Origin of the sequence: Clostridioides sp. ES-W-0018-02, from assembly GCF_020658175.1 — a bacterium.
Classification (GTDB): domain Bacteria; phylum Bacillota; class Clostridia; order Peptostreptococcales; family Peptostreptococcaceae; genus Clostridioides.
In genome coordinates, this window is record NZ_JACVVY010000006.1 from 1 (window position 1) to 26669 (window position 26669).

Consider the following 26669-nt stretch of genomic DNA (forward strand, 5'->3'; position numbering starts at 1 on the left):
CATTATTCTTAGCATTAACTCCACTTTGAAAAACCTCTTTTAAAGCATCTTCTACATTATTACTAGTAAATAGATTATCTGTATCTTTTATACTTGTTTTCTCTGCTGTTGTTTCTATGCTATCTACGCTAGTTTTTACTTCATTTAATGCACTAACTATATTTGTTTTATCTGTTGTTTCAAGTAGTGTTGTATCCCCTATTTTTCCATTTAAATCTGTCTTAGTAGTTTCTATGTTGCTTGTTAACTCTGTTTTAGTTGTATCAATTTTAGTGTCTAACTCTTGTATATCTTTAAGTGTTGCTAATATAACAGTTGGGTCTACTTTTAAATTTACACTTGAAGTATTAGATACTACTAAAATAATTTTTATAACTAAGTCTTTTACACTCCCACTATCAGCAGTAGGTTTATATGTTTCGGGATATTTAGATACTGCAATTAATTGATTCAACGAGTCAAATATACCTACTTCCCTTATCATAAATCCACCAACGCTACCTGGTATTATGGTTTCTATTACTATCCAGTTTAGATTTTCTTCATCTACTTTTACATTGTTTACAGAACCTTCCCAAACTACTTTTTTAAGTGTTGTCTGCTCTTCTGTTGGATTATATTCTGCTCCTGCTCCATCACCAAGTTGTAATTTAACTAAATCTACTTTATTACCAAGTGCTGTAGCATTTGCAATAGATGCCTTACCTACCTTTGTTAAAAGGGTATAATATTTTTGTTCTGCCAACCTATACCACCTCCTGTCTAGGATATAATGTTACTTTTTCCATACTTCTGTCATTGCCTGTAGTTATAGTCAATTCTCCAAAAGAAGTTATATCAGTTGGACTGTAAGGATATATGGTAACTGTTTCACCTGTATTCATTGTAGAACCTGCAAACATGTCATTTTTATTGAATAAAATCATCTCAAATTTATGTTCAAGATGACATGGTTTTATTTCTTCTATTTTCTTATCTAACTCCAAGATAGTGTTATAACTACAATTATTTGTTATAAAGCTAAGTGTAAAGCTAAATAGATTACTGAACACTTCTACATCAACATTAGTCTTTGTATAAGCTTCTCCTATCGCTTTTATAACCTCTATTGTAGTTGTACCTTTACCTCTCATCTTTGCTTTTATATTGCTTCTTCTATTTTCTATACTTAAATCAAATCTATTTTTAATAGATAAAATATTTTCCCAGTAATCTAAGCCCCATGTGGCTGTGTCTACAAAGAATTGGTCGAATGTATCGTCATAAGTTTCTCTAAGTGTTTCTAGCTCTATATCATAAGCTTCTTGTATTTTTCTAGTAATATCATTGTTATAAAAAGAAGGTAGTTTATCAATTAATTTCAATTAAACCACCTCGCTAAATTCTAGCTTTGTTACGCTTGGTACTTTGTCCTCTTCAAATACTATATTTTCAGCTTTATTATTTAAAAGTAAATTACTAAAGTCATGTAGACCTTCCACGCTTGCAAGTATTGCACTTACTTTAGTGTAAATTATTTCTTTATTAACATTTATTAAATAGCCATTAATATTTTCTAAGAAACTTTCTTTTACAAAATCTAGTGTATATCCTGCTTCTAGCTTTATAGTTGCACTTATGCTTATATTAAGTGGCGAAGGTGTTGCGACTGTTAGTGTAGCCCCAATCGGCATTTCTGCTTCGATATGTTCTCTACATTTAGTTATTATTTCTTCTTCAACAGCTTGATTATTTTGACCAAATAATAAAACCTTAACTGTCCCTGCTCCATCCCATCTTGGATATACTTTTGCATTATATACACCATCAACCTCTAAAGCCCATTCCTCATAGTGTGCTTTATTTCCACTTGTAGCTTGGTTTTTCTGTATTTTATAGAATCTTTCTTTCAATTCTTCGTCTGTTTCTATTTCTGTGCCACCTTTAAAATCTGCATTATTATAAATTTTAGTTATACCGTTTATTTCGTCTTGTAGCTTAAATTCTGTGTTTGCAGGTATATTATATCTAATTCCGATTTCTAAAGCCTGTATAGGGCTTGTATTTTGTTCGATTTCCGAACCGATTTCTATATCTTTGATTACTACGAATAATAGCTCATTGTAAGATATAGTAGTTCCGTTTTGGACTACTGTTCCAGCTTTTCCCTCGAATGTCACTTCCCCTGTAGCTTCTGTTCCTAGTTTTCTATACACTCCAAATTCATTTACTCGTTTATCTAAAAAATCATCGAAGTTATCTTCTATAAAAGCTTTCTTATGAAGATATGAAAGTTCTATATAGAATTTTGCTAATTCACTATTAACAGGAGATACCATATCACTTAAAAAAGAACCCTCGCCTTTATAGATATTTAAATCTATGTTGGATAGAGTTCTGTTTTTAACAACATCATATGTTTGACTACTATACATTAACTTCCACCTCCCCATAAATTGTATTTATAGTTATGTCTACACTTAGTAAATCATCTGTAAACCTTGTATTTGCAACATTAACATCTAGTATATATGGATTAACTAGTAAGGACTCTTTTATATACCTAGATGCTTCACTTTCTGTAAGTCCTTTGCTGTATTTTTGACCTATTAATTCAGATAGCTCTGTTCCATATCCCCAACTATAAATTTCATGCTCATACCTATTTGTTTTAATACATTTATACACCCACACTTTTATAGCTTCATTTCCTTCAACAATCTTAAAATCTCCATTTTCCAAAATAGGCTCATCTTTTTCAAAGTTCCATGCTACTTCACGAAAGATTGGTAATTCTTCTGTTTTAGATAAGATATAATCCGCTGGCACTCCTATAAATGGGAATATTGTACTCATTATAAGCTCACCAACTTACTTACAATAGCAAATTTATCACCTATCTTAAACATTATTACTGTGTCCTCTTCCTCAAAAGTATCTATAAACGGATTTTTTATTTCATGTTTATGTTCTTGACTTGTTTCTGTATCAAATAATTCTATCTGTCTATCAAGCATCCAACTATCTATTAAAATATCTTCTTTTTCTAATATAATATTACTTGTCTCTATTTTTAAATTTGGTAATTTATCTTTAACTTTTCCAATAAAAAAAGAAGGTTCATTGTAATGCTTTCCTTCTTCTCTTATTATTCCTATAAATTCATTGATTGGATTAGCCACTCTATCACCTCTCTTTATAAAAATCTCTTAGCTGTTACATAATTTTTAGTGTAATAACTACCACTTAACTTACTTATTTTTACTACATCACCAGTATGTGGCGAATGAATAAATTCTCCATCTCCAACAAACATACCAACATGGTCTATTGCTCCATTTGCTCCTTTACTAGAAAAGAAAACTAAATCTCCTGGCTGTAAACTTCCTTTACTTACTGCTTTACCTGCCTTTCCCTGGTCTCTTGATACTCTAGGAATGTTTATACCTATCTTTTTATAGCACCATTGCGTAAAACCACTACAATCAAATGTATTTGGACCAGTAGCTCCCCAGACATATTTACAGCCTAGTTTGCTTTTTGCTATACTAATTAATTCTTTTGCTTTTCCTGTTGCATTTGTATATCCTGTACCATCTCCAATTATTATTGTTCCTTTTCGTCTGCCAAAATTATAGCATTCTTCTTTGCTAGACATTAGTATATCTATTTTATATACTCCATTTGTTACCTTAATAGCCCCTCCTCTATCTGTTACTGTATAAGTTTTGCCATCAATTTTAGTGCCAGGACATTTTGCTTGAATTTGTGTTTTAAATTTAAGTTTGCTAGGTGCAGCACAAGTATTATTGCTAGGTACAAGTCTTTTGTTGTCCATAGCTTGATAATAGCCACCTTCCATTGGATTGTTGGATGGATAATATGCTGTAAATTCTGCTTTTACTTCTTTCCCATTTAGAGTGCCTTCGCCACCACTAAAATCTGAGCTTTCTTCTTTTTGCTCGTCTTGTCCTGCGGTCTTTTCATCCATAATATTTTGGAAGTTCAAATCTAAGTCTATCTCATAATTTCCAGAACTGTCCCAGTTATGTTTATCTGTATCTATATAAAATAACCCAACTAAACCAGTATAAGAATCTTTAACTTTTACACCTCTACCAGTTATACAACTTACATCACCATAACCTTTAAGATTACAAGTCTGCTCTATTCCCTTAAACTCGCTATCTATATCTGTTGTTTGATTTTCTTGTTGTTGTATAACTTTTTGCATTATTACTCCAACATCTTTGAAAATTTTATCATTAACTTTTTCACTAATTTTATTACCATACTGGTCTACAACTAATACCTTGTTTTTTACATTTTCCATACTCTCTGAGAAGCTTGTATTTATAAGATTTGAACCTTCTTCAAACATAACATTTAGTGTAACAGTTCCTTTTTCAATGACATTAAATTTATCTACAGTAGCTTCTATCATATACTTTTTTTTAGTTGTCTTACTAGCTTCTGTATATGCACTCATTATAGTATCATAGCCAGTTACACCAATAAACATCTTCGTATATTTAACACCAGTTTTAGGTATGTTTCCTATTGCAAGTTTATTGTCATTAAATACTTGTTTCGCAATATCTTCAACTAACTTATCTTTAAAATTGTATGATACTTCGCTTTGTGTAAGTAAAAATCCCATGTCTTTAGAAACAAAACTAATACTATTATTACTAGAGTCTTTAGACCTATTAATTATCATTCCTCGATAGATTTCCTTATCATCTACATAAAAACAAACTGTACTAGCTATAGGTATATCTATCTGTCTAAAATTAATATCAGAAGCTGACTGTACTATAGAAAATTCTAGTGTCCTAGAAGGCGACTTATAATCACCACTCCAAGTTACTTTCTCAACTATATCAGTTATATTATAGATATTGCCATTTTTTATGTGTACTTTTAACTTTATATTGTTAATTATAAATCACCTCTAAACTATGGAATTACTAACAGCCAACCATCTTCTATATGGTCGGCTGTTTTAATTGTTTTTTTATTAGCATCAAAAATTTTTGTATATAAATCGCCATTTCCATAATATTTCTGTGCTAATGTCCAAAGACTATCACCTTTGACAACTTTATGTGTTTTTTGTTTGGTGTCGAATCCTTTTGTCAAAGGAACATTTTTTGCAGAAGATAGCTTTTCATCATTATTAGTATTTACTTTAGGTATCTGTATTCTTTTATACTCTTTTAAGCTTAATGTAAAATGTATATCTCGTGTTCCATCTTGTTTCCCATACTTAAAACTTTCTATAATGACCTCCATGTTTATATTTGTTTCAGTTATTATATATCTTAAAATTAGTCCCTGCTCCATCCACTTTTTAAGTTTTTCTACACAGTCATATGGTTGTGGAAATCCTTTATAATTACAAAAATGATATTCTTGGCTTGGGAAGAAACTAGTTACCTCTGTTGTTCTAAGTCCTACACCACCACATACTATTATTTCTCCAAGTTTCAATACATTTGATGTATTTGTATTTATATTTCCATTTATCTCAAAGCTTGAAGGGAAAACAGGAAATCTAAAAGCATCATTTGCCTGCCTAAGCCACATTTCCATTAAACTACTCCTCCTACTTTTGCCATTTGTATTTCTGTTATTAATCTTGACATAATCTTTTCAATATCTGCGTCTTCTCTAATTACTATAGTTTCGGCTAACTTCGGAATAGATATATTATAATTTACATTTCCTTCTTGTTTCTGTCTTAATGTAGGTATGCTCTTATTAACAATAGATTTACTTTCTGAATTAGTAAAAACTTTAGAACCTCTTGGCATTTGCACAAGTTCTGGACCATGTTCACCAACTACACTAAGTCCACCACTCCAGTACTTTGTACCAGTAGCATTTCCTGCTAATTTACCAACAACCCAGTTAAATCCATCGCTTAATCCATTTGCTGCACCTGCTATTCCATCTATAAGTGGTTTTATATAATCAGATGCTTTTTTAACTACTTTCATAACACTATCAAAAACATTTTTAAAAATCTTACCCATAGATTTTAAAGTACTTCCAACATTTGAAAAAACTGGCGAAAACTTAGAAATTAAAGAACTTACAATAGGAGCTACAGTTTTGACAGCAGAAGCAATTCCTGATAGAACAGATGAGGCAACAGAAAGTAATCCCATAAAAATCGGAGCTAACGCACTTATAACTTGCCCGATTATTGGTGCAACTGTTGATACAATTGAAGATATAGCACTAAATGCTGTCTGAAAAATAGGTGCTAGCGTTGGCATTTGCTGCTGAAACCATCCTATTGCTGTTCCTATACCACTTGTTATTTTTGTACCTACTTCTAGTATCTTAGGGCTTGCCTGGTCTATAAATCCAATTAATCCAGACATTACAGGCTTCAAAGGTTCTAACATACCTAACCCAATATCTGCTACATTAGATTTTAACTTCCCCATTATTGTAGAAAGTAGTCCAGAGCCACTCTCTGCTAGTTTACCTGCACCTCCTGCATACATTGTTTCTAATTTTTTTTGTACATCTTTTGGGTCATCTGTACTACTTGCCTTGACTCCAAATTCTGTCAATCTAGCCATCTCTCCAATGTTCATATCCGCCAAGGCTTCCATAGCATCACCAACAGTTTTACCTGGATTTAACGCTGCCATATCTTCAGCTAATTTTACCATCTGCATAGCATTCTTTGTGTTTCCTCCTGCAATTTGTAAAGAACGAGTTCCTGCTGATATAACTTCCCCAGTTTCAAAAGGTGTGGCATTAGCATTTCCTCTTAATTCTTTTAAATAACTTGCACTCATACCATCTAACTCTTTACTAGATTTACCTTTATTTCCAACCCCCATAAAATGTCTCATGCTTATTTGTTGTTGCTCTAGTTCCATACCACTTTTAACAGTAGCAGCAGCCGCACCTGCTGCCATTCCAATTGGGACTATAGTAGATAAACTTGTAAGGCGATTTTTTATTTTATCAATCATTCCTTTTGTTTCATCTTTTAGTTTTATAGCTGGTCTTGCAATAAATCTCCCAAAAGCCTTTACGTTTGACTTTATTCTCTCAACTTTTTCACTTGCCAAATCCTTAATTGCAACTATTTTTACAAGTTTAGTCCTAAGAGGTGCTAGTTTTTGGTTTAGATTCTGCATAACTCTATTAGCAGGTGTTGCGTCCATTCTTATACGCATACGTTCCCTACTTGCTGCACGCATTTCATTCCTTGTTCTTCTAACTTCCCTTTGGAATTGCGTTTGCTCTCTTCTAATTCCTCGCATAGTTGCACTCATGTTGTCTTTTAGAGATATAACTGCACTTATATGTCTTCTAGCCATTTTTTGAACCTCCAAACATAGCACTTATCAGTTCAGAAATAAGTTTTATTTTTTCTTCTTCTTCATATAGCATACTAGCAATATAAAAATTTTTTCTTGTCATTCTTAAATTAGTCAATTTATCTAAGTCAATCCCTCTATCTAAGTAATGACTAAACATTTGCATTTCTATATCGCTTTTAATTAGTTTTTTAAGCTTTCAATCTCCTCAACAGTTCCAAAACCTGCAAATTTCATAGCAATTTTAGCAATATCAGTAATTTCTCCTGGTTCAAATAAGATGTCAACTATTTCTAATGGGTCATTACATTTAAATTCATTCTGTAATTTTTCATTCTTTAAATTTGGATTTTTAACTACTTCATAAACAAAATATTTTTCACCTTCATCTGCATCCTCCATTTCAGTCGCATCAATACATAATTCCCTATCAGGCTTTGCAATTTCTATATTTGCACCAAGAGAAGGAATATATAATTGCTTTGTTTCTTCACTTTTATTTGAAAAATATTCTTTTCTTCTTAAAATATCTTCTATTGTTATTATTTCTTTTTTATTTTTTTTGTTATCCATTTTTTAATCCTCCTAATATTTTTACATAAAAAAGGATAGTAAAAAACTATCCTTAAATCTCCTCAATTTCATCAATAACATCTGCATCATTTGGCGTAAATCCAAAGCTTAATTCTTCTTCAATTTTTCCACCCTTTTCAAACTGAGCTAAAGCTAACTCATTAAACCAAACATTGTTAATAGTGGTTGCTTCTGATTGTTTTCCAAGTGTCCCAGGGTCTTTCAACTTACTCGTGATTGTGCTTCTTGGGTCTTCTCCATTTTTCCATGCTTCCAGCAATTTTTTCTTCCCACGTGAATATACTTTACCAAGTTTTATGGTTCCTTCCCCACTTAAAGATGTTATTTTAGAGTCCTTACTCATTCCATATTGAACTTCTTCTCTATTTGCTGTCACCTTAGCTTCAAAACTGAGAACTTCTGCGATTAAACTTCCATCTAGCCAAAGCTTACCCCAAGTACCAGAAATCTGCCTACTTCCTAAAATATTGCTATTATCACCCATTTAATTAATCACCTCACTTACATATATATTTTAAATTTCAAATCCTCCATTGCATCTGTAATTGTTATACTTCCCTCTGCAAATACATAAGAACCAGTATTGGCTTCTTTTATTTGTTGCTCTGTCATTTCGCTATAATCAATTCCTTTTTCTTTTAAATACTTCTTATGTGCTTCTATATCTATTTGTGCAGATGCCTCTTGACTATTATCTAGTACTTCATCACGCTGTAGTTCTTTAAAATAATTATTTACAGCAGATAAAAATAGTATTTTGTTATCATACTTATTTGTAACTTTTCCTACATAATTTTCATTCCAAGTTTGTAAAATATCATCTTGTATCATATCTGATGCTTCAACAATTTTTATTTTCTTTAAGTCTTCTATCTCACTTTTACCTAATGTCACCAAAGAGTTTACACCTCTTGCTATTCTTATTCCATTATTACTTATAAGAATTAACTCTCCTCTTTCAACAGCTTCATCTGGATTTTCACTTGCTTCTATTTCAGTTACTTCATCTAAAACAAAATAAGTACAACTCTCTGAAAGAGATATCCCCGCTAAAATACCTGCAACTCTTGCTGTGTACTCTGCTGTTGTGTAATCTTTTTCATTAACTTTTATTCCTGTTGTTGTAAAATTTATGATAGCTTTTTCATTTGCATCTGACACATTTGGTAAAACAGCCTTATATATTTTCTTTTGTCTTCTAGCTCCTTTTATCCAGTTTACTACTTTAGTTTTGTCAGCCTCTGCATCTATCCAAGGAATAGCTATATAATTAAACTTTTTTAAATCTAAAGCTTTCAGCACATCATCTAAAGTTCTCTTATCTTCAACTGAATCATTCATAACTTCTATAATGACTTTGTTAGGACTTCCTAAAAATGCAAGTCTTATATAATCATAATTTTCTTTTGTAAATTCAGTTTCATTTATATCCATCAAAAAATCTAAAGAATAAGACTTCTTTGTTGCAGTAGTATCTTTAAGAACTAAAGCAACAACTCCTCTTTGACTTCTAAATTTTATAGTTTTTGAACGTCTCTCAAACTCAATTATGGCTTCTGGTAATCCCAATATATATACCTCCTTTAAATATTTATTTCAAGATTTTGCATAAGTTCGTATTCACTTTCATCTTCTGGTATAATTTCTGTTACTTGCAGATTAAATTTATATTGTAGAACATTTTCAATTATTTCTGCATTTTTTTCTTCTATTGTCAATTCCCCATCATCAATTTCTAAAATACAATCCTGGAATAATACATTTAATCTATCAATCATTTCTAAGTTTTCTAACTCTGTTTTCTCTCTAGGAAAATAATGTATATTAACTATTAATTTATTACTTGCAAATCCAGGGTCATTTGAAATTTCAACTGGAATAATTTGAATAAAGAAAGCAGGCTTTTCAAACCCGCTCCTTATCTCATTTGCTACTATTTTTATTTTTAAAGGCTTTAATTTATCTACTATGGCCTTTTTTACAGAGACTATTTTTAACATATTTTTTCTCCTACAAATTAAACATTTTATCAAGAAATTTATCAACTTTTTTATCAATCTTAGGGGATTGGTGTTCCATAGTCTGTTGTAACATATGCTTTCCTTCCACATATCCATCATTTTTTGTTGACCAACCATTTTCTTGTAAATGTGCATGTGGTGAATTATTTTTTAATAAACCCATACAATTTCCTTTTTTTTGCGTTACCTTAGTTTTCCAATTGTCTTTCATATGTTTACTTCTTCTATACTTTTTTGGCTTTTTATCAGACTTAGGTGTTCTTGCTATAGCTTCACCTTTACAACCTCCAATAATTCCATTCATTAATTTTTTAGCTTCTTTAGGATATTCTTTAGCTAGTCGGTTAATTATTCTATTTGTATAGTTATCTAAGCCACCTACATTAAAATCTGTATTACTCGTTGTAAACACCTTCTTTATAAACAACACAATCAATATTAGTTTCATATTGATTTAATTCTTTTATATTATTTACATGCTTAATATCATAAATAACTCCATCATGAACAATCCTCATATCTTCAGTTATATCAGTTCTATATCTTACTTTAAACCTATAAGAATATTCAATGCCTTCTTTATCTAAGATATAGTTACTACTCTTTCTTAATAAAGACTTATTCGCCCACAACGTTTTATAAGTAGCCCATCCTTTGATAACTTCACCGATTATATTTTCTGTCTCTCCAAATACTTGAACTTCTATCCTTTGAGTTAATTTTCCAACATCCAATTACTTATACCTCCCACATATACTAAGTTGAGATATTATACTTTCTAAAACAAACCTCACTTTTTCACTATTACTTTCTGTTGCTCCCCTTTTATCATACTGCTCTGCAACATACATTTTTATATATAAACTAGCGAGTTCAGATTTATTATTTTCATTAAAAACCTTCCCTGTCTGATTCTCCAAGCTTTCCTCTGCTACTTTCAGAAAGGACAAAAGCAGATTATTGTCTTCGTTATAATCTGCTTCTAATCTTAAATATTCTTTTATTTCTTCTAATGATACAATCATTCAAAACACCTACTTCGTAACCGCACTAGTTTTTTTTACTATCATACCAAAAGCCTTGCTACTTATAACATTACCATCAACTAGAGAATAAGTTAAATAATCTGTTTTTCTACTTTTTACATGTTCTTCTGTATATAAAGTTACATCTTCATTTATATTTATTGCATAACCCTTCGCTATATTTCCAGCAAGAATCTCGCCATCTACCATGCTATCATCCATTTTAACAGCTCTACCAAACATTCTTCCAACTCCATCACTATTTACAGCATCAGGGATAAAAATTGGCTTCCCTGTTGTATCTAATATTTCTGCTAATTGCGTCCATATAGTTGTACTATTAGCATAAATACAAGCCCCATTACTCCATTTGTTTAGTACAGACATTAGCTTAGTTATATCAGTATAGACTATTTTATCAGTGTACTCTATTATTTGAGTTTTATTAATTTCTTTACTTAAAACAGTTTTTATTCCAAGTGGTTGAGGCTTAAAAGAATCACTTTCTCCTGGCTTTCCTTTTCCATTAATAATGGCTTTCGCCAATGCTGCCCCCATTTTTTCAGCTAATAAGGTAGTTATATATGGAATAAACTCATCAATACTCATTTTTCTTAACTTCCATGATACAGTTATATCTTTTGAAAGGTCGCAACCTTTTAATGTTATTTCTTTTAATTTGTAGCCATCCTCTTTGACCTCTGTTTCTTCGTCATACCACTCTGCATCATCACCACCATCTTCCTCTGCTATGATTGTCAAATCACCTTTTACAAAAGTTGGTGAAGTGTCTCCAAAAAGAGGATACATATCTCCAATTTCTTTCCATATGCCTGTAGCTACAGTTTTAGGAATTAAAATGGTATTATTTTCGCTTGTTTGAACCTCAGCTCTATATTCTGAGTTAATACTATTGAATATTTCCTGTTCTTCTGAATTTAACGGCTTTCCTAACATATCTTTAGCCCAAGCATTTTTATATTGTTCTTGTTTATCCTTAACAGTTGTGCCTTCTATACCTTCTATTTTACCTTTGTTATTAGTTAAATTAAAAATAGTAGGGTCGATTTTGACATTATCCTGCAATGCTTTTAAATTTGCCCTAGCTTTTACATTTCTTTCATATTCCTCGTCTAATGCTTTTATTTTATTAGCTATTTTTTCAGCTTCTTCCGTCTTTTCTTCTCCTGTTCCTTCTTCTCCAATTTCATCATCAAGTAATTTTTGTGCTTCGTCTATCATTTCTTGTCTTTTCTTAAAATACTCTTCTCTAGTCATTTAAACCCCCTAATTTTAATAAGTTCAGTTTCATCTGAACTCTTTTTTTATTATTACTTTCTTTTTCATTACTAGTCTTATCTATTTTATTTTTTAAGACATGAGGTACTTTATTGTACTTATCAAAACAATCACTCACGCAAGCAGCAACTTCTTTTTTTTCATCAACTTCAAAATTAAAATAATTTGATGCTTCTTTGCCAGTAAACCAAGTCTCTTCTCTCAACTTTTCTTTTATTTCTTCAATGTCAATTCCTTCCCTTAAATTGTTTTTATACACATTCAAAATACCTTCTTCTATTCTGTCTAAATCCTCCGAGGCTTTAATTAATTTGTCTGAATTATATGCACCCCATAATCCCATCCAGGGTTTGTGAATCATAAAATAAGCATTTTCGGGGATTACAACTTTATCACCTGCTAAAGCTATAACGCTCGCAATACTTGCAGCTACACCATCTACATAAACAGTTTTAAATCCTTCATACCTTTTTAGCATGTTATATATTGCCATACCTGCAAATACAGACCCACCGCCACTATTTATATAAATATTTAAATCTTTTCCCTGTTCAGTTGCTAAAAAATTTTTAATTGAAAGTGGGTACTGGTCTTCCTCTGTCCAAGCGTCCCACTCATCACAAACAATGTCTCCATAAAAAAATAAGTCTGAACTTGTTTCTGTTGAGTTTTTAATTTTTAAAAACTCATTTAAATTATCATTAACCATTTATTTTATTCACCCCCTTCCACAACAGCAGTATCTAATCTACGAACAGGTTTATCGCCATTTTCTATTGGCGAAAGGTTCATTATTTTACGCCATTCATTTGGAGTAAGTGAACCTCTATCAACCATTTGAACCAAATTCAATTTAGTAGACATACTTGCATACTGTAAATTAGAAGCTTCAAAAATTATCTCATTTCCAAAACTTCGAGCTTTTCTAGTAAAAAGTTTTTCTGTATACTGATTAGATAATTGCAACCCAACTGGTTCAATTTCAGACTCATAATAAGCATTCCATTCATCTTCTGTATATTTACTTTGAATTATTTTCTCATTTGTATTAAAAAACGAATATAAACGTTGTACAGCTTTATCCATTTGCGCTGCATTAGGAACATAACTTTCAGCTTTAACCTGTTCAGCATCATATTTAGAATCAGTTGCAGCAGCTCCGCCTGCGTCTGAGTCTATTTGCAAGTAATTCTTTTCAAACTCCTTGACTTCTTTCCTTATATCATCAGGTCTAAGTGCTGTTTTAAATTTTAGTAACCATTTAATTGTATTGCTACTTTTAATAGCTTTTACTACCCCTTGGTCTGTTGTATTTACAACTTCCATAAGTGGTTCAATGACTCTAGTCGGAGATGTTCCAAATAAATCATTTTCATTAAAGTCTTTTCTTAAATGAATTATATCTGTGTATGGATAAGCAACTACTTTTCCATTTCTAAGCGAAAATTTTAAAAACAAAACTTTATCTTTATAAATTGCCTCTACATTTAAAGCATTTAAAGGATAAATTTGCGTAGGTATATTATCATCATCTCTAATAATCACCGCAAAAGCATTACCATTAAGCTCTAACTGAGTAACCATTTTCTCTTGAAGTATTTGACCACTCATAAACGAGTTCGGATTTTCAAGCAAAAACTTAATATAAATTTCTGGATTAGTCTTAAATTCAGTCTCATTGCTTCTAATATGCTTAGCTGTCATTTTGCCAACTGCTTTAGCTTTTGGTCGTATAATACTCCTTATAATATCACTTTTGTATAAGTTACCATGCCAACTATAAAATCCATTTCCCGAATCTGAAATAAGTTCCATTATAACTTTTCCAGGAGCTTCTTTATTTTTCTTCTTAGATTTAAATATATTCATTTTTCACCCCCTCACCTAAATCATGTTTTCATATTCTGACATTTTTTCTTTCAGAACAACATAACCAATTATCAAAGATACAGCTCCATCAATTCTACGTCGTCTATCCATTCCCTTAACAGGTTGTATATTTCCATTTACATCTACTTTTATTTCCGTATTACTAAGACACCATTTGTCGATAGAATTATTATTATAAATAACCTTATTAGCTTTTAAATCAGCCCGTAGCTCTTTCATGGGAGCAGATAAAGTATAAACCCCTTGTCTAACTTTAATCATTACATCCTTTCCAAACTCATTCTCATAAGTTAAAAGAAGACTCGAATCAACATGCCAAGGGTCATATCCAATCCACGAAATATAAATGTCATATTCTTCTTTAATTTCTCTAAACCACGATAGGATGTCGTATGGATTTATTTTATTTCCCTCACATACCCTTAACAAGCCCTGCTTTTCCCACAGATTATACGGAATTTTGTCCTCATCAGTTTTTTGTTCTAATCGTTCAGATGGAACCCAATACATAGAAAGAACGTAAATATTATCATCATATCTTTTCTTCAACAAAACTTTAGCTGATGCCAGGTCTGTAGTTTCAGCTAAGTCAAAGCAACCTATTCCATATCTAAATTCCATTTCATCCACATTGAATTTAGTTTCATTGTTCAGCTCATCCCATCTCAACCAAGCAGTCGCAGAATTTTCTTTCATATTGAAATCTTTCACCATGACAGTAGGCTTAAAACTTGGGTCTGTCTTAGCTTTATTAACACAATCTCTTAAAAAATCAAGCTTTTTTATAGTCCCTAAACCCGGATTAGCTTTTATCCAGCATTCTTCTCTATCCCATTCGTCCTTGTCATCTAGCTCATAAATAAAAGCTATAAACCTATCATCTTTTATTTTTCCATCCAAGACATTGCAAGCATATTCATATTGTGCGTCAAAAATACCCTCTCTCACAAAACCATTTGTAGTAATGCAATTTAAAAGAGGTTGATTTCTTGAACTCATAGATTGTTTCATTAAGTCGTAAATATCTCTATTTTTTATAGCTGCTAATTCATCTATTGTTACCATATGTGAGTTCAATCCATCAAGTCCATTTGAATTACTAGCAAGTGCTTGTATAAAACCATAATTGCCACGAAAATAGAGGTCTGTTTTCCTTTTTTTAACATGCCTAGACAAAACTTTGGATTGCTGTACCATTTTATAACATTCTTTGAACCCTTTTTGTGCCTGCTCGTATTTAGTTGCAATATTATAAACTTCGGGTGACCCTTCATTATCTGCAATTAACATAAATAATTCATCTGCTGCTAATTCCGTAGTCTTTCCATTTTTACGACCTCGAATATCTAATACTTCTTGATATTTTCTAAATCTTGTCTCTTTATCAACAAATCCAAATACAGCTTGATGTTTAGCTTTTTGAAATAATTCAAGCTTCAAAGGTTCTCCTAGCTTGCCTTGTGCTTGTTTGCAAAAAGTCTCTATAAATTCGACAGGTCTGTTCGCAAGCTCTTCATCAAAAACCCAATTTCCTTTTGGATTATACAAGTCTTGAACAAGCTTTTTATATACTTGCTTAATTCTGCTACAAGCAACTATTTCTCCACTCAATATTTTTTGATAATATTCTTCAATGTATGTCATTTTTGAAGTCTACCCTTTTTTATAAACTCAATAAGCTCATCCTCTTCTTCCTGCTTTATATCACTTGGAATAATATCAATTAGTTGCTTCATGACACTAGAATAAAGCTTCATAAAATTTAAATATATTTTAACTTGAAGTCTTTCTCTTTCAAATTCCTGTTTACCTTGTTTGAAAATTTCAGTCAAACCTTCTTTTGTCAAAATTTCTCTTGTCTCTTCTAAAGATATTTTCAAGAAAGCCGCTTCATTTACCAACCCATCTAGAATTTTAACTTTTTCTTTTTCTAAATCTTTATAGTTTTTCTTTAATCTGCTTACTTCTTGTTTTATCTTTTTTTCTTTCTCTAATTGTTCGTAAATTATTTTAAATAACCCCCCTCCCCTTCTGATTTTTTCGTGCGGAGGAAAATTGAGGTGGGGACATCGGTATTTGAAATCAGCCCCCCAGGGTCGTTTTTAGGGGGGGATATACTATTTTTTCTCAAATCGAAATCAATTCCCCATTTTCATTAAATTTTAAACCTGTTCTTGTAATGTCTTTATTACTCTTATGTTTTTTACTATGACAGTCTTTACATAGCAATATTAAATTATCCTCACTTAAAGTTATTTCAGCATCATGTATATTAGCAGGAGTTAAATATTTTATATGATGCACTTCTTCTCCTAGCTTCCCACACTCAGCACACAAGCCTAGATATTTCTTAATAATTGATTGCCTGCATTCCTTCCAGGCTTTGCTATTATAAAAGCTTCGACTAAACTCCCTAGCCACTACACAAGCACTTCCTCAATAACTTCCTTAAGCTTCTCTTTAAATTCTTTCATATTCCAATCTATAGTTAAAACTTCTTCACTTTCTACTTCGTCACGCTTACTCAAAAGCTTATCAATTAAAAGTTCCATAGTAGCCACACCTTTTCTATATTCTTCTTTTTTAGTAAAAGGATATAGAACATTATTATAAACTCTGTCTAAGTCACGAGAAATCTTTAAATCTAATGCTGAAATAACCAACTCAATCTCTTTATTATCTAGCTCTATTTCTTTCATAAAACACCTCTTTTTAAATGCGAATATTATTATATTTTTAATAAATATAGTTCGTATTTTTTCATTTGAATCCTCTATTTTCTTAGTAAATCAAACATTCAAATTAAATTTTTCCTACTTCTTATATAGAGAATTTGGCACCTTAAATAGTAATACACCAAATTTTTAGACATTCAAACAGGCAAATAAAAAAATATCACCTCACAAAATCGTCTAACGATTCACTGTAATGATGATATAGCTCTTTATCTAAACCTAAATATGCCTTCGTTTCTTCTATCGAAGAATGACCTAGCAATTCTTTAACTGCCACAATATCTTTTCCACTATCAATATAAATTTTATAAGCATAAGTTTTACGCATACTATGTGCTGTTATATCATATAGTCCAAAATATTCTCCTGCTTCTTTAAGAATTTTACTAATTGCAGCTACTCCAATGTAAGGATAATCTTTTTTTCTTGATGGAAACATATACTCATAATCTTTTTTATTTTTTATATATTTTTTTAAAATCTGTACAACTTTTGGTCTTATTTCTACTGTCCTAGGCTTTCTATTTTTTTCTCTTATATTCTTACTGTTTACTTTCTTACCTTCCCAAATAGTAAATTCTTGTCTTTTTAAAGCTTCTTTTACTTCTCTGACTTTTAATTTAACTAAATCACCTGCTCTATATCCTGTTGTTATACCAAGTACAAAGATTACATAATTTCTATAACTTTTATATCTTAGATAATCTTGGATATCGAGTACATCTTGTTGTTTTTTTATTGGCTTTGCGGGTCTTTTCACCTTTTACATTTCTTCCCTCCATTTCTTTAGATTTATTAAACCCAGGAATCATTTCCATTTCTTTTTTTAACTCCTTTTCTTCTTTGGATAACCTAAATTCTTTATTAATTATCTTATCTATATCTACCCATGCCATACCTACCCCTTTCTAGGCATAAAAAAAGACCAGATTCCGTAATCTAGTCTTTCATCAGAACAAAGTTACCAGTCTTAGTTCTGTAACTTAATATATAGTGGTTTGCTTATAGCTAACTAATCAGTTAACCATGTATTAATTATATACAAATTAAAGACACAAATGGTACACAATTCGTATAATAATCGGACACTTTTCGTACACAATTCAGACACTTTTTGGTCACAAATCGGTCACAAATAAGACACTTTTTAGTTTATTTAAGTATAATTGTTACCTATAAGTTAACCTAATAGGTCTTTTACTTTATTTATAATCTCTATACGCATTTGTTTGCATCTTGTAGCTGAAAACCCTATTGAGTCAGCTATATATCCCCATGAATTATTCTTTTTACTGAAATATCTATGTTGAACTAATACAGTTTCTTCTTCATTCAATAGTGACATTACATTATCAATTTTCTCTATTAAAATTTCTTTTGATTCTATTTCTCTTCTTATCTTTTCTATTTCTTTTTCTTTTCTCAAAACTTCATTCTCAACTGAACTTGATATATTATAAGTTTGACTAGTTTTTTCGCTGTATCCTATAGATTTACACTCCAAGTAAGAATTCTCTTTCTTTTTTATCTCCAAATTCAAATAATTTATCTCTGCTTTTAATCTATTATAGCTATATAACTTACCCTCTGTTCTTTTAAATATATCATCTTTTACATTACTCATAACATCACTCCATTTTTATTTATTTAAATACATTCTTAATTCATACTATCTAACTTTCTTACTGCTTTTCTATAAAAGATAAATATCATCTTTCAATTTCAAATAATTACTTGTTACAAATTTCTCTACTTTGCATGGCATGTTTACCATCATATAAACCAGTTTTATATGAATCACTATCCATTCCACTTGCTACTAAAGATTTACATTTTCTAACACCCATTTTTTTGATTATCACATAATTCTCATATTCTTCTTCCACTTCTTTTGGAATGACTAATGCAAGCTTTGTACTTTGTTCCTCTAACTTAGATTTAATACCATCCATATACCCTACAACATAGCTATTATATATACCTACACAACATCTGTCTTCTTTTGCTTTTTTGTAAATCATTTTATTCGCATGACTATGTCCTAACTTAAATAAAAATGAGAAGACTTCTTTGGCTACCTCTGAATCTGTGCTTCGCCCATAGAATGCTATATTTCTTCCTCTAGTAAAAGATTTACATCTAAAATTATTTGCTATTATTGATGCTAATTCATATTTCCATGCTCTTGATATTTTTACATATTCATATGATACTTTTATTTCTTCTTCGTCTTCTCCTTCATTAATATCCATTACATCTATATCATACTTAGCCATCAATCTTTGTGCTTTTAATATAGCAGATTGAGCCTCTTCATAACTTGTATTATTAGTTGATAGAGCTAGCAATTTCTTAATTTTATTAATTATCTTATCATCCATTTCTTATCCCCCTTGCATAAGCTACACACTTCTTACAACAATAAACACTTTTCTGTACATCTAATTTATAAAACCTTCTACCACACCATCCACAAAAAATATACTTACCAGGCTTTAAAGTTTTATCTTTATACTTACACTTACTCATTTAAATCCACCCCTTTAAAAAGGTATATCTGGGTCATTTTCTATAGCTGTATAGTTTGGTTGCTTTTGTTCTTCTACATGCTTTTTGTAATCTAAAAATTGAATTCTTTTTGTAACAACTTTTGTATATGTTCTTCTTTCACCATCTTTTTCATAATTATTAACTCTTATTGACCCTTGTAATGATATAAGCCTTCCTTTCTCTAAATAATTGGCACAAACCTCTGCTGACTTGCCAATAACCTCTATATTAATAAAATCAGCCTCTCTAGTTCCATCTTTTCTAACAAAATCTCTATTTATAGCAATTTGAAAAGTTGCTACTGGTGTGCCTGTTACTGGAATATATCTTAAATCTGGTTGTCTTGCGATTCTGCCAACTAAACTTACACTATTCATTTTTCTTACCTCCAAAAATATCATCCTCTATAACTGCTTGAACAAATTTTTTATTATGATCATATCCAAAATCTTTTTTAAGTTCAGTATTATCATTGGTATAGAATCTTTTACGTTCTGAATTAAAATAAGTTCTTATGGTTATTCTCTGTTTTCCAGTTATCCTATTTTTCAATATCAATATAGAACTTTCATCTTTCCCATCTTCAACTGTTCTGATTGTCTTTAATACATAATCAGCTAAATTTACAACCTCACTTGCTCCAGATACATCAAACATTGAAGGTTCATTATTCATATGACTACTCTTATTTGGATGAGCTACAAGTATAATTACAAGCCCATATTTTTTAGCTACTCTTTTTAATTCCTTTGCTAAATTTTCTTGTTTTTCGTACTTATCCTTACCACTACTATCTATAGTCATTAAATTATCAAGAATAAACAATCTAACACCTTTTCTTGTATATAAATGTTCTATCGTCTGTATTAGATTTTTTTCATTAGCTTTTGAATCTTCACCATATATATAAAACTTTTTCTTTATCCACTCGGAAATAAGTTCCCATGAATATTCAGTTGCATCCTTGTATTTTTCTCCCAATGAATTTATCATTGTTTCTAGGTGATAATCATTACAAACAGTTCTTACAAACCATTCTTTTAACTGATATGATGGTAATTCACCAGAATAAATAAATGTTTTATATCCATCTGAAATTGCATTTGCAACTATTTGATTAATTATAGTTGATTTACCACTACTTGGGTCACCAGTAATTATTGTCATGCTTCCATAAGTAAGTCCATTCATTTTTTCATCCAGAACTCTAAAACCTGTTTTGATACACATTTTGCTACTTTTATTTCTCTTGACTAATGAAGCATCAATATACAAATCATCAATCTTTTTAGCATCTAAGGCTATTTCTTTTACTTCATCAAGTAAAGATACAATTTCCGTTGTAGAACTCGTAGTAACTTGATTTATAGCCTCACTTAGCTTTTCACTTATTAATCTTTTTTTAGACAATTCCTTTACAATTTCTATATAGTACTTGGCATTTGAAACAGTTGGAACTATAGTTGTTAAACTTGTTATATAACTTAATCCTCCAACATCTTTAAGTTGGTTTACACTATTTAGTTCATCTGTAAGTGTAATAATGTCAATTGCCTTATCCTCATTGCTTAACTTAATCATAGTTTTATATATTATTTTATTGCTATTATATAAAAAATCTTCTTCTAGTAGATTGCACTCTTTACAGACATAAACAACTGTATTATCTAGCATAATAGCACCAAGGATACTTTGTTCTGCTTGCAAATTATTTAATTCTAGCACTCTCATTCCCTCCTAGAAAGATTCAAAATTTTTTAAGTCTAAATAACTTTTCCCTTGTTGTTTTAAATCTTTTAATTTTTTCTTTTTTTCACTTTTATATTTTAGGTACAACTGGTCATACTGCTTTCTGAACTTAGAAGCACTTAAAATATTTGCACACCAGAAACTATCGTTTTGGCAGAACCTAATTAGTTCTTGGACTTCTTCTAAATTTCTTTTATCTAATCTGAGAACATAATCAAATTCTTTTGACCAGTTTTGTAAGTTAGGCTCTTTTGCATTAGGATTATTTTTTCTTATATGCTTAAATAAAAACTCTGCTAGTCGATACTCGTTAGAGGTCTCGACATATAGTTTTTTATTCCTTATTCCTTGTTCCTTAATAAGTGGAGCGTCCAAGGTTCCTTCAAGGTTCGTCTTAGGTTCCTCAACATTGTAAACATTGCTATTTTCAACAGTTTCCAAGGTTCCTTTTAGGTTCTTTTTAGGTTCGTTTAAGGTTCCTAAAATAGCCTTTATTGATACAAGTTTTCCAGTAGCTGGTTTTGGATTTTTCCCCTTCACCCCCATTGAAATTTCAACGAATAATCCTTCATCAACAAACTTTTTCAATATTGTTTTTATCTTTTTTCTCCCTACTTTGAAGTCTTTCAGTGACTCTTCAATTTGCCTATCAGTATATTTAACAATCATGGTTTCAAGGTCACTTCGTAAATATAATTGATGATATACTAGTAATTCTTCTGGCGACATATCCAATGGAGAAAACATATATCTCATTGTTTACCACCTACTTATTAACATTTTCCACACATTATTTTAGAATTCGCCACCAATATTGTCTAAAAACCATTCATCAACTTTATCTCTTAAAATAAATATTTTTCTGCCCACTGTAAATGCAGGAAATCCTTTTATATGAGTCATTTCATATGAATTATTTATACCTATACCATATTCTTCGGAAAACTCTTTTACAGTCATCACCTTTTTAGATTTTTTAGTTTTAAAATTTACAACCTTTGTTTGCATATTTTCATTAACTTCCATAAAAATACCCCCTATTTTTTTGCAAATTTCAATGCTAATATAGCCTCAAATATAGCATCTAATTCTTTCATAGTAGTGTTCCATACTATTTCTTCATGTTCTTCAATTACATCATCTTCAACTATGTCTATGAAATCATCTTCTTTTTTTAAGTAATCTTTTATCTCTTTATGTAATTTTAATGCTATACTTGAAAGACTTTTTATTTTTAGCTCTGGTAGGAACATTATCCCTGCCTCTGTACTTTTTCTAACGTGTTCATATCCTAATAGTTTATTTTTATAGATACATATCATTCTAGCCACTACTTGATTATTTGGGATTCTTTTATCATTTTCATATGCTCTAATACTTTCTACTGATATATCTAGTAATTCTGATGCTTTTTCTTGTGTTAATTCTACGTTTTCTCTACTAATTTGGTATATATTGTGGTATTGTTTAGACATTTACTTTTATCCTCCTATTGTTATAGAATTAAACTATACTTTAAAGCTTCATTTTGTAGCATTTGTTAGCAAAAAAAATTTCCTCTGGAAATGCTTCTTTTAATTCTAAATTAAATAACTTGGCTATATTATTTGCTATATCCAGATTTGGATTTCTGATTCCATTTTCTATAAATCCATAGTAGCTTCTATTTATTCCCAAATATTTTGCTACATCTGCTTGTGTTAGACCCATTTTTTTTCTTACTGATATTAGATTTAATCTTTTATCCATTTTATATTAATCACTCCTTTAAGCTACAATTTGTAGCATTTATATTTTTAATTATAATGCTTCATCTTGTAGCTGTCAAGAGTGTTCTAATATTTTTGCTACTTTTTGTAGCTAAATTTGTTTTGCTACTTTTTGTAGAGTATAATTATAAAAAAGGGAGGTATCTTATGTTTAGTGAAAATTTAAAAACGCTTCGAATAAAGAATAAATTAACCCAAGAAGAATTAGCAGAAAAGCTTTGTATATCTCGCTCTGCTTTATCTCTATATGAATTGAATAAAAGAAAACCTGATTTTGATACTCTTATAAAAATATCTAAATTCTTCAATGTATCAGTAGACTCCATATTAGGAGACATTGCTGTTAAAAAGGAACCCTCTGAAAATATAACAAATAATATAATTGAAATTGATGAAGATGTCAAAAAACTGACTGACATAATATTTGAACTTGATAAAGAAGATAGAGAAGTAATTTGGCATATGCTTGATGCTTTAATAAAGAAAAATAAATAAAAAAAATACATTGATAAAATAATCAATGTATTTTTTTATGTATTTTTTTAGTTTATATATTTTGATAATACATAATTTAATTCATCTTTCAGCTCTCTTATATCTATAATCTCATCCATGCGATACTCTGTAGGTTCATCATTTTGGTTTGGTAAAGATATTAGCTTATCAGAGGGAGTGAGCTTTATATTGCATATCCATGACTTCTCATTATCTTTATATAGTACCTTTAGCCAATCTTTATCCTTCCTATATGTTATATCTTCTTTACATGAGAAATCTACCAAAATAGCTTGTACTATGTTAAAAGCTTCTTTTTCTTCCCTACTTATTTCTTGCAATTGCTCCTCTTTTGTAACATCTGTTTTTATGTCTTTTTTCTGACATTCTTCGTCTTTCTTTATTTTTTCTTTTTCAACTTTTTCTTTAGCTTTTTTTTCTGAATCCTCTTTTGATTTTTGTTCAGTCATTTTCTTTTTTTCATTTTCATTTTCTTCATTATTACTTTCTAGTAATGTTTTCAATTTCTCATTCATAAAATCAGTCGCAAATTGTAGAATAGACCTTTTTACAATAGGTCTAAATTTTTCTACAACATTCTGTGTTTTTACACCATTATAAAAGTCATTTATTATAAATCGTACAAATTCATCAGATGGGTTCTCAAGCTGTTCATTTAATTGTTCTTTTATTAGATTGGTATATTTTGATTCAGAAGCTATATTAAAAACTACATCTATATCAAAATTTGTTTTTGCAAATTTTTTTAAGTGAGATATTTTATTTTCATCTATATCCAGTAAATTTATAGTCATAAATGGCTTTTCATCCATTATATTTTTTTCTTCTAAATCTGTAAAGAACTTATAAATTATTCCATTTGTAAGTATTGCAAATCTCGCCTCAGTAGCTGTAAAATATCTGAACAATTGTGCATCATGTTTTGTAAGCTTATCTTTTATATTCTTGGCTTCTATTAAAATAATTGGCTTACCATCTTCTAGTATTGCATAATCGACTTTTTCCCCTCTTTTAACTCCAACATCTGCTGTATATTCTGGCATAAATTCTAATGGATTAAAAACATCATATTCTAAGATTTGAAAGAATGGCATTATTAATGCTGTTTTTGTTGCTTCTTCTGTAGTTAAATTTCCTTTTATCACCTCTATTCTTTTACTAAATTGTTTTATTTTATCTGAAAAATCCACATAATCGCCTCCCCCTAAAAATGCTTGGATTTATGGTTTGTTATTTTTATTATACAATAATTTTGTTTTAAATAAGAAAAATATGTCAATATATATTTCTGAATCGTTCGACAAAATAAAATACATTGACAATATGCCAATGTATTTTATGGAATATTTATTAAATCTAAATTTCATTTCTTCTTTTTTCTGCAATTTTAATTACAAATTTTATAAAATAATCATAATCTTCCTTATTCATTTTTTTCAGCTCACTTATAGAAATGGCTTTTTTCTCCTTCTCTTTGCACATAAAATCACCCCTATTTTGATAAAAAAATTAAAATTGCTACTTTTAAATAATCTTATGTACATTAGTTATTTATATTTATATATTACCATATTTTACCATACTAGAAATATTCGTACGACGAATATTTTGACCTGTTTCGACATATAATAATATTGGGTGACATCTAATGCTAAAACAAGCTAGAAAAGACAAAAACTTAACTCAAAAACAATTAAGTAAAATTGCTAATATTAGTCAAAGTTATATTTCACGCTTAGAACAAGATATTTTTATAAATAGTCCTACCATACAACAAATTATATCATTATCAAAAGCATTAGATATTAGTGCTTATAAATTATCAAATTATTTTATTGACAAAGAAAATGCATATAATGAAAAAAGATAATTGTATAGTATAATGAATATAATTAATACTGTATAAGAGGTGGCAAAATGGCAACTAAAAGAGCTAATGGCGAGGGGTCTATTGTTAAAAATATAAGAAATGGTGTTCAGATAGGATGGCGTGCTTCTATAAGCATTGGTCGTGATGAAAAAGGCAAACTTATAAGAAAACAATTTACTGGAAAAACACAAAAAGAGGTAAGAGAAAAATTAGATATTTATAGGACAAAGATGCTCTTAGGCTCTATAGTCTCAGCTGATAAAATAACCTTTGAGGATTGGTTTTATACTTGGTTATTTGATTATAGAGCAAAAGATTTAAAACCTAAATCTTTTGAAAGATATGAGGGCATTTATAGAAATTACATAAAAGATACTGAACTTGGGAAAATAAAATTAATAGATTTAAGAGCTACGCATATACAAAGATATTACAATAAACTTATGGATGTATATAACAAACCTGCATCAACAATTATAACTCTAAATACAAGATTAAAGCCTTGCCTAACAGAAGCAGAAAAACAAGGTTATATTCAAAAAAATTATTGTAAAATGGTAACACTCCCATCTGATAACAAGATAAAAGAGGTACAAATATTAAGTATTACTGACCAAAAAAAATTTATTGATAGCATTGATGGAGATAAGTTCGAAATACTTTTTCTTCTTGCTTTGAGTACTGGTTTAAGATTAGGAGAATTACTTGGTTTAAAATGGAGTGATATTAATTTTGATGATGAGTCTTTAACTGTTAATAGGACTTTACAACGAGTTACTGAAATAAATAAAGATGGAACTAGAGAAAAAAAGGTTATTGAACAATATCCAAAGACTAAAAATTCTATAAGAACAGTTCCTATTCCAAGAAATATTTTAGTTAAATTAAAAAGACATAAAATACAACAAACAGAACAAAGATTATTGTTAGGTGATGCTTATGTAAATAATAATTATGTAATTTGTAATGATACAGGTCTTGCTTTAAACAATAATAGACCTGGTAAAATTTTAGATTCTTTGCTAAAAAAATTAAATATACCTAAAATTAAATTTCATGCTCTTAGACATACATATGCAACACGATTATTCGAGGCTGGTGTCCCTCCTAAGACTGTTCAGACGTTAATGGGTCATTATGATATAAGTATAACTATGGATATATATACACACGTTATGCACAATACCAAGCAAGATGCTGTTGATAAAATAAATGATATTTTTTGATAGAAATAAGGTGTATTAAATTTTACCATTTTTAATCTAAATCCATGGTTGTGTGCTGATTGTGTGCTTTCCAACAAAACAAAAAGGATTACTTAGC

General features: G+C 30.0%; 39 protein-coding genes. 3 read left to right on the top strand and 36 right to left on the bottom strand.

Annotated features, from left to right (window positions below):
- The 34 genes from IC219_RS14140 to IC219_RS14305 all read right to left on the bottom strand — a co-directional run.
- Positions 1 to 745 (bottom strand): phage tail protein (locus IC219_RS14140; RefSeq protein ID WP_227831590.1); only part of this gene is annotated, 745 nt, incomplete at its 3' end.
- A gap of 1 nt (position 746) precedes the next feature.
- Positions 747 to 1364, bottom strand: coding sequence for a putative phage tail protein (locus IC219_RS14145; RefSeq protein ID WP_227831589.1), 618 nt, complete (start codon positions 1362 to 1364; stop codon positions 747 to 749).
- On the bottom strand, positions 1365 to 2414 hold the full coding sequence (locus IC219_RS14150; RefSeq protein WP_227831588.1) for a baseplate J/gp47 family protein: 1050 nt from the start codon (positions 2412 to 2414) through the stop codon (positions 1365 to 1367).
- Positions 2407 to 2835, bottom strand: coding sequence for a DUF2634 domain-containing protein (locus IC219_RS14155; protein WP_227831587.1), 429 nt, complete (start codon positions 2833 to 2835; stop codon positions 2407 to 2409). The genes IC219_RS14150 and IC219_RS14155 overlap by 8 nt, the downstream gene beginning before the upstream one ends.
- Complete coding sequence (locus IC219_RS14160; protein ID WP_227831586.1) at positions 2835 to 3161, bottom strand: DUF2577 family protein; 327 nt, start codon at positions 3159 to 3161, stop codon at positions 2835 to 2837. Before IC219_RS14160 ends, IC219_RS14155 begins: the two co-directional genes overlap by 1 nt.
- 14 nt (positions 3162 to 3175) lie before the next feature.
- On the bottom strand, positions 3176 to 4699 hold the full coding sequence (locus tag IC219_RS14165) for an NlpC/P60 family protein (RefSeq protein ID WP_227831585.1): 1524 nt from the start codon (positions 4697 to 4699) through the stop codon (positions 3176 to 3178).
- Positions 4700 to 4938: 239 nt separating this feature from the next.
- Positions 4939 to 5574 carry a LysM peptidoglycan-binding domain-containing protein gene (locus IC219_RS14170; RefSeq protein WP_196340930.1) on the bottom strand — a complete coding sequence of 212 codons (636 nt, stop codon included), beginning with the start codon at positions 5572 to 5574 and terminating at the stop codon, positions 4939 to 4941.
- Complete coding sequence (locus tag IC219_RS14175; RefSeq protein WP_227831584.1) at positions 5574 to 7328, bottom strand: hypothetical protein; 1755 nt, start codon at positions 7326 to 7328, stop codon at positions 5574 to 5576. Before IC219_RS14175 ends, IC219_RS14170 begins: the two co-directional genes overlap by 1 nt.
- A complete protein-coding gene (locus IC219_RS14180) occupies positions 7321 to 7494 on the bottom strand; it encodes a hypothetical protein (protein WP_165476683.1) in 174 nt (57 codons plus the stop codon). The genes IC219_RS14175 and IC219_RS14180 overlap by 8 nt, the downstream gene beginning before the upstream one ends.
- 17 nt (positions 7495 to 7511) lie before the next feature.
- Positions 7512 to 7901: a phage tail assembly chaperone gene (locus tag IC219_RS14185; protein WP_227831583.1), complete on the bottom strand. Its 390-nt coding sequence runs from the start codon at positions 7899 to 7901 to the stop codon at positions 7512 to 7514.
- Positions 7902 to 7953: 52 nt separating this feature from the next.
- Positions 7954 to 8406, bottom strand: coding sequence for a phage tail tube protein (locus tag IC219_RS14190; RefSeq protein WP_196340932.1), 453 nt, complete (start codon positions 8404 to 8406; stop codon positions 7954 to 7956).
- A gap of 17 nt (positions 8407 to 8423) precedes the next feature.
- The gene (locus tag IC219_RS14195; RefSeq protein WP_227831582.1) at positions 8424 to 9491 is read right to left on the bottom strand and encodes a phage tail sheath C-terminal domain-containing protein; all 1068 of its coding nucleotides are present in this window, start codon (positions 9489 to 9491) and stop codon (positions 8424 to 8426) included.
- 14 nt (positions 9492 to 9505) lie between these two features.
- A complete protein-coding gene (locus IC219_RS14200) occupies positions 9506 to 9922 on the bottom strand; it encodes a DUF6838 family protein (RefSeq protein WP_021425774.1) in 417 nt (138 codons plus the stop codon).
- A 10-nt stretch (positions 9923 to 9932) separates the two neighbouring features.
- Complete coding sequence (locus IC219_RS14205; RefSeq protein WP_227831581.1) at positions 9933 to 10391, bottom strand: HK97 gp10 family phage protein; 459 nt, start codon at positions 10389 to 10391, stop codon at positions 9933 to 9935.
- Positions 10339 to 10677, bottom strand: a complete 339-nt coding sequence (locus IC219_RS14210; protein ID WP_227831580.1) for a phage head closure protein — start codon at positions 10675 to 10677, stop codon at positions 10339 to 10341. The genes IC219_RS14205 and IC219_RS14210 overlap by 53 nt, the downstream gene beginning before the upstream one ends.
- Positions 10678 to 10968 carry a head-tail connector protein gene (locus tag IC219_RS14215; protein WP_227831579.1) on the bottom strand — a complete coding sequence of 97 codons (291 nt, stop codon included), beginning with the start codon at positions 10966 to 10968 and terminating at the stop codon, positions 10678 to 10680.
- Between the two features lie 9 nt (positions 10969 to 10977).
- A complete protein-coding gene (locus tag IC219_RS14220) occupies positions 10978 to 12246 on the bottom strand; it encodes a phage major capsid protein (RefSeq protein ID WP_227831578.1) in 1269 nt (422 codons plus the stop codon).
- Positions 12239 to 12976, bottom strand: coding sequence for a head maturation protease, ClpP-related (locus tag IC219_RS14225; RefSeq protein ID WP_227831577.1), 738 nt, complete (start codon positions 12974 to 12976; stop codon positions 12239 to 12241). The genes IC219_RS14220 and IC219_RS14225 overlap by 8 nt, the downstream gene beginning before the upstream one ends.
- A 5-nt stretch (positions 12977 to 12981) precedes the next feature.
- A complete protein-coding gene (locus tag IC219_RS14230) occupies positions 12982 to 14136 on the bottom strand; it encodes a phage portal protein (RefSeq protein ID WP_227831576.1) in 1155 nt (384 codons plus the stop codon).
- Between the two features lie 15 nt (positions 14137 to 14151).
- Positions 14152 to 15801, bottom strand: a complete 1650-nt coding sequence (locus IC219_RS14235; protein ID WP_227831575.1) for a terminase TerL endonuclease subunit — start codon at positions 15799 to 15801, stop codon at positions 14152 to 14154.
- Complete coding sequence (locus tag IC219_RS14240) at positions 15798 to 16037, bottom strand: hypothetical protein (RefSeq protein ID WP_227853334.1); 240 nt, start codon at positions 16035 to 16037, stop codon at positions 15798 to 15800. Before IC219_RS14240 ends, IC219_RS14235 begins: the two co-directional genes overlap by 4 nt.
- Positions 16038 to 16284: 247 nt before the next feature.
- Positions 16285 to 16578: an HNH endonuclease gene (locus tag IC219_RS14245; RefSeq protein WP_227831573.1), complete on the bottom strand. Its 294-nt coding sequence runs from the start codon at positions 16576 to 16578 to the stop codon at positions 16285 to 16287.
- Positions 16578 to 16856, bottom strand: a complete 279-nt coding sequence (locus IC219_RS14250; protein WP_227831572.1) for a hypothetical protein — start codon at positions 16854 to 16856, stop codon at positions 16578 to 16580. The genes IC219_RS14245 and IC219_RS14250 overlap by 1 nt, the downstream gene beginning before the upstream one ends.
- 196 nt (positions 16857 to 17052) lie before the next feature.
- The gene (locus IC219_RS14255; protein ID WP_074074666.1) at positions 17053 to 17652 is read right to left on the bottom strand and encodes a tyrosine-type recombinase/integrase; all 600 of its coding nucleotides are present in this window, start codon (positions 17650 to 17652) and stop codon (positions 17053 to 17055) included.
- Positions 17582 to 17788: a hypothetical protein gene (locus IC219_RS14260; RefSeq protein WP_196340942.1), complete on the bottom strand. Its 207-nt coding sequence runs from the start codon at positions 17786 to 17788 to the stop codon at positions 17582 to 17584. The genes IC219_RS14255 and IC219_RS14260 overlap by 71 nt, the downstream gene beginning before the upstream one ends.
- Positions 17789 to 18072: 284 nt before the next feature.
- The gene (locus IC219_RS14265; RefSeq protein ID WP_196340943.1) at positions 18073 to 18516 is read right to left on the bottom strand and encodes a transcriptional regulator; all 444 of its coding nucleotides are present in this window, start codon (positions 18514 to 18516) and stop codon (positions 18073 to 18075) included.
- Positions 18517 to 18622: 106 nt separating this feature from the next.
- Positions 18623 to 19273, bottom strand: a complete 651-nt coding sequence (locus IC219_RS14270) for a DUF2786 domain-containing protein (RefSeq protein WP_159067223.1) — start codon at positions 19271 to 19273, stop codon at positions 18623 to 18625.
- Positions 19266 to 19421: a hypothetical protein gene (locus IC219_RS14275; protein WP_196340944.1), complete on the bottom strand. Its 156-nt coding sequence runs from the start codon at positions 19419 to 19421 to the stop codon at positions 19266 to 19268. The genes IC219_RS14270 and IC219_RS14275 overlap by 8 nt, the downstream gene beginning before the upstream one ends.
- A gap of 14 nt (positions 19422 to 19435) precedes the next feature.
- A complete protein-coding gene (locus IC219_RS14280) occupies positions 19436 to 19819 on the bottom strand; it encodes a single-stranded DNA-binding protein (RefSeq protein WP_227831571.1) in 384 nt (127 codons plus the stop codon).
- Positions 19812 to 21167, bottom strand: coding sequence for a DnaB-like helicase N-terminal domain-containing protein (locus tag IC219_RS14285; RefSeq protein WP_196340946.1), 1356 nt, complete (start codon positions 21165 to 21167; stop codon positions 19812 to 19814). The genes IC219_RS14280 and IC219_RS14285 overlap by 8 nt, the downstream gene beginning before the upstream one ends.
- A gap of 12 nt (positions 21168 to 21179) precedes the next feature.
- The gene (locus IC219_RS14290; protein ID WP_227831570.1) at positions 21180 to 21938 is read right to left on the bottom strand and encodes a hypothetical protein; all 759 of its coding nucleotides are present in this window, start codon (positions 21936 to 21938) and stop codon (positions 21180 to 21182) included.
- Between the two features lie 48 nt (positions 21939 to 21986).
- Complete coding sequence (locus IC219_RS14295; protein WP_021425779.1) at positions 21987 to 22217, bottom strand: helix-turn-helix domain-containing protein; 231 nt, start codon at positions 22215 to 22217, stop codon at positions 21987 to 21989.
- An 11-nt stretch (positions 22218 to 22228) separates the two neighbouring features.
- The gene (locus IC219_RS14300; protein ID WP_227831569.1) at positions 22229 to 22666 is read right to left on the bottom strand and encodes a helix-turn-helix domain-containing protein; all 438 of its coding nucleotides are present in this window, start codon (positions 22664 to 22666) and stop codon (positions 22229 to 22231) included.
- Positions 22667 to 22706: 40 nt separating this feature from the next.
- Positions 22707 to 22940 (bottom strand): helix-turn-helix domain-containing protein, encoded by a 234-nt coding sequence (locus tag IC219_RS14305; RefSeq protein WP_196340948.1) that lies wholly within the window; start codon positions 22938 to 22940, stop codon positions 22707 to 22709.
- A gap of 167 nt (positions 22941 to 23107) precedes the next feature.
- Here IC219_RS14305 and IC219_RS14310 point away from each other — a divergent pair, with 167 nt between their 5' ends.
- On the top strand, positions 23108 to 23455 hold the full coding sequence (locus tag IC219_RS14310; RefSeq protein ID WP_196340949.1) for a helix-turn-helix domain-containing protein: 348 nt from the start codon (positions 23108 to 23110) through the stop codon (positions 23453 to 23455).
- 47 nt (positions 23456 to 23502) lie between these two features.
- Here the strand turns inward: IC219_RS14310 and IC219_RS14315 are convergent, their stop codons facing one another.
- Both IC219_RS14315 and IC219_RS21775 read right to left on the bottom strand, forming a co-directional pair.
- A complete protein-coding gene (locus IC219_RS14315) occupies positions 23503 to 24666 on the bottom strand; it encodes a type I restriction endonuclease (RefSeq protein ID WP_196340950.1) in 1164 nt (387 codons plus the stop codon).
- A 166-nt stretch (positions 24667 to 24832) separates the two neighbouring features.
- On the bottom strand, positions 24833 to 24958 hold the full coding sequence (locus IC219_RS21775; RefSeq protein WP_255613024.1) for a hypothetical protein: 126 nt from the start codon (positions 24956 to 24958) through the stop codon (positions 24833 to 24835).
- Between the two features lie 166 nt (positions 24959 to 25124).
- Here IC219_RS21775 and IC219_RS14320 point away from each other — a divergent pair, with 166 nt between their 5' ends.
- Together IC219_RS14320 and IC219_RS14325 are read left to right on the top strand one after the other, a co-directional pair.
- Complete coding sequence (locus IC219_RS14320) at positions 25125 to 25346, top strand: helix-turn-helix domain-containing protein (RefSeq protein ID WP_227831568.1); 222 nt, start codon at positions 25125 to 25127, stop codon at positions 25344 to 25346.
- A gap of 47 nt (positions 25347 to 25393) precedes the next feature.
- Positions 25394 to 26572: a site-specific integrase gene (locus tag IC219_RS14325; RefSeq protein WP_196340952.1), complete on the top strand. Its 1179-nt coding sequence runs from the start codon at positions 25394 to 25396 to the stop codon at positions 26570 to 26572.
- Positions 26573 to 26669: the final 97 nt, after the last annotated feature.

Excerpts from the sequence above, each read along its gene's own strand:
- IC219_RS14310 (WP_196340949.1), top strand. The coding sequence starts at position 23,108 with ATGTTTAGTGAAAATTTAAAAACGCTTCGAATAAAGAATAAATTAACC.
- IC219_RS14325 (WP_196340952.1), top strand. The coding sequence starts at position 25,394 with ATGGCAACTAAAAGAGCTAATGGCGAGGGGTCTATTGTTAAAAATATA.
- IC219_RS14190 (WP_196340932.1), bottom strand. The coding sequence starts at position 8,406 with ATGGGTGATAATAGCAATATTTTAGGAAGTAGGCAGATTTCTGGTACT.
- IC219_RS14150 (WP_227831588.1), bottom strand. The coding sequence starts at position 2,414 with ATGTATAGTAGTCAAACATATGATGTTGTTAAAAACAGAACTCTATCC.
- IC219_RS14175 (WP_227831584.1), bottom strand. The coding sequence starts at position 7,328 with ATGGCTAGAAGACATATAAGTGCAGTTATATCTCTAAAAGACAACATG.
- IC219_RS14200 (WP_021425774.1), bottom strand. The coding sequence starts at position 9,922 with ATGTTAAAAATAGTCTCTGTAAAAAAGGCCATAGTAGATAAATTAAAG.
- IC219_RS14155 (WP_227831587.1), bottom strand. The coding sequence starts at position 2,835 with ATGAGTACAATATTCCCATTTATAGGAGTGCCAGCGGATTATATCTTA.
- IC219_RS14165 (WP_227831585.1), bottom strand. The coding sequence starts at position 4,699 with ATGATAATTAATAGGTCTAAAGACTCTAGTAATAATAGTATTAGTTTT.
- IC219_RS14180 (WP_165476683.1), bottom strand. The coding sequence starts at position 7,494 with ATGCAAATGTTTAGTCATTACTTAGATAGAGGGATTGACTTAGATAAA.
- IC219_RS14260 (WP_196340942.1), bottom strand. The coding sequence starts at position 17,788 with ATGGCATGGGTAGATATAGATAAGATAATTAATAAAGAATTTAGGTTA.
- IC219_RS14170 (WP_196340930.1), bottom strand. The coding sequence starts at position 5,574 with ATGGAAATGTGGCTTAGGCAGGCAAATGATGCTTTTAGATTTCCTGTT.
- IC219_RS14185 (WP_227831583.1), bottom strand. The coding sequence starts at position 7,901 with ATGGATAACAAAAAAAATAAAAAAGAAATAATAACAATAGAAGATATT.
- IC219_RS14320 (WP_227831568.1), top strand. The coding sequence starts at position 25,125 with ATGCTAAAACAAGCTAGAAAAGACAAAAACTTAACTCAAAAACAATTA.
- IC219_RS14225 (WP_227831577.1), bottom strand. The coding sequence starts at position 12,976 with ATGGTTAATGATAATTTAAATGAGTTTTTAAAAATTAAAAACTCAACA.
- IC219_RS14250 (WP_227831572.1), bottom strand. The coding sequence starts at position 16,856 with ATGAAAGAAATAGAGCTAGATAATAAAGAGATTGAGTTGGTTATTTCA.
- IC219_RS21775 (WP_255613024.1), bottom strand. The coding sequence starts at position 24,958 with ATGTGCAAAGAGAAGGAGAAAAAAGCCATTTCTATAAGTGAGCTGAAA.
- IC219_RS14305 (WP_196340948.1), bottom strand. The coding sequence starts at position 22,940 with ATGGATAAAAGATTAAATCTAATATCAGTAAGAAAAAAAATGGGTCTA.
- IC219_RS14265 (WP_196340943.1), bottom strand. The coding sequence starts at position 18,516 with ATGAGTAATGTAAAAGATGATATATTTAAAAGAACAGAGGGTAAGTTA.
- IC219_RS14235 (WP_227831575.1), bottom strand. The coding sequence starts at position 15,801 with ATGACATACATTGAAGAATATTATCAAAAAATATTGAGTGGAGAAATA.
- IC219_RS14275 (WP_196340944.1), bottom strand. The coding sequence starts at position 19,421 with ATGAGTAAGTGTAAGTATAAAGATAAAACTTTAAAGCCTGGTAAGTAT.
- IC219_RS14300 (WP_227831569.1), bottom strand. The coding sequence starts at position 22,666 with ATGTCTAAACAATACCACAATATATACCAAATTAGTAGAGAAAACGTA.
- IC219_RS14290 (WP_227831570.1), bottom strand. The coding sequence starts at position 21,938 with ATGTTTTCTCCATTGGATATGTCGCCAGAAGAATTACTAGTATATCAT.
- IC219_RS14205 (WP_227831581.1), bottom strand. The coding sequence starts at position 10,391 with ATGAAACTAATATTGATTGTGTTGTTTATAAAGAAGGTGTTTACAACG.
- IC219_RS14220 (WP_227831578.1), bottom strand. The coding sequence starts at position 12,246 with ATGACTAGAGAAGAGTATTTTAAGAAAAGACAAGAAATGATAGACGAA.
- IC219_RS14280 (WP_227831571.1), bottom strand. The coding sequence starts at position 19,819 with ATGAATAGTGTAAGTTTAGTTGGCAGAATCGCAAGACAACCAGATTTA.
- IC219_RS14230 (WP_227831576.1), bottom strand. The coding sequence starts at position 14,136 with ATGAATATATTTAAATCTAAGAAGAAAAATAAAGAAGCTCCTGGAAAA.
- IC219_RS14295 (WP_021425779.1), bottom strand. The coding sequence starts at position 22,217 with ATGGAAGTTAATGAAAATATGCAAACAAAGGTTGTAAATTTTAAAACT.
- IC219_RS14270 (WP_159067223.1), bottom strand. The coding sequence starts at position 19,273 with ATGGATGATAAGATAATTAATAAAATTAAGAAATTGCTAGCTCTATCA.
- IC219_RS14215 (WP_227831579.1), bottom strand. The coding sequence starts at position 10,968 with ATGATTGTATCATTAGAAGAAATAAAAGAATATTTAAGATTAGAAGCA.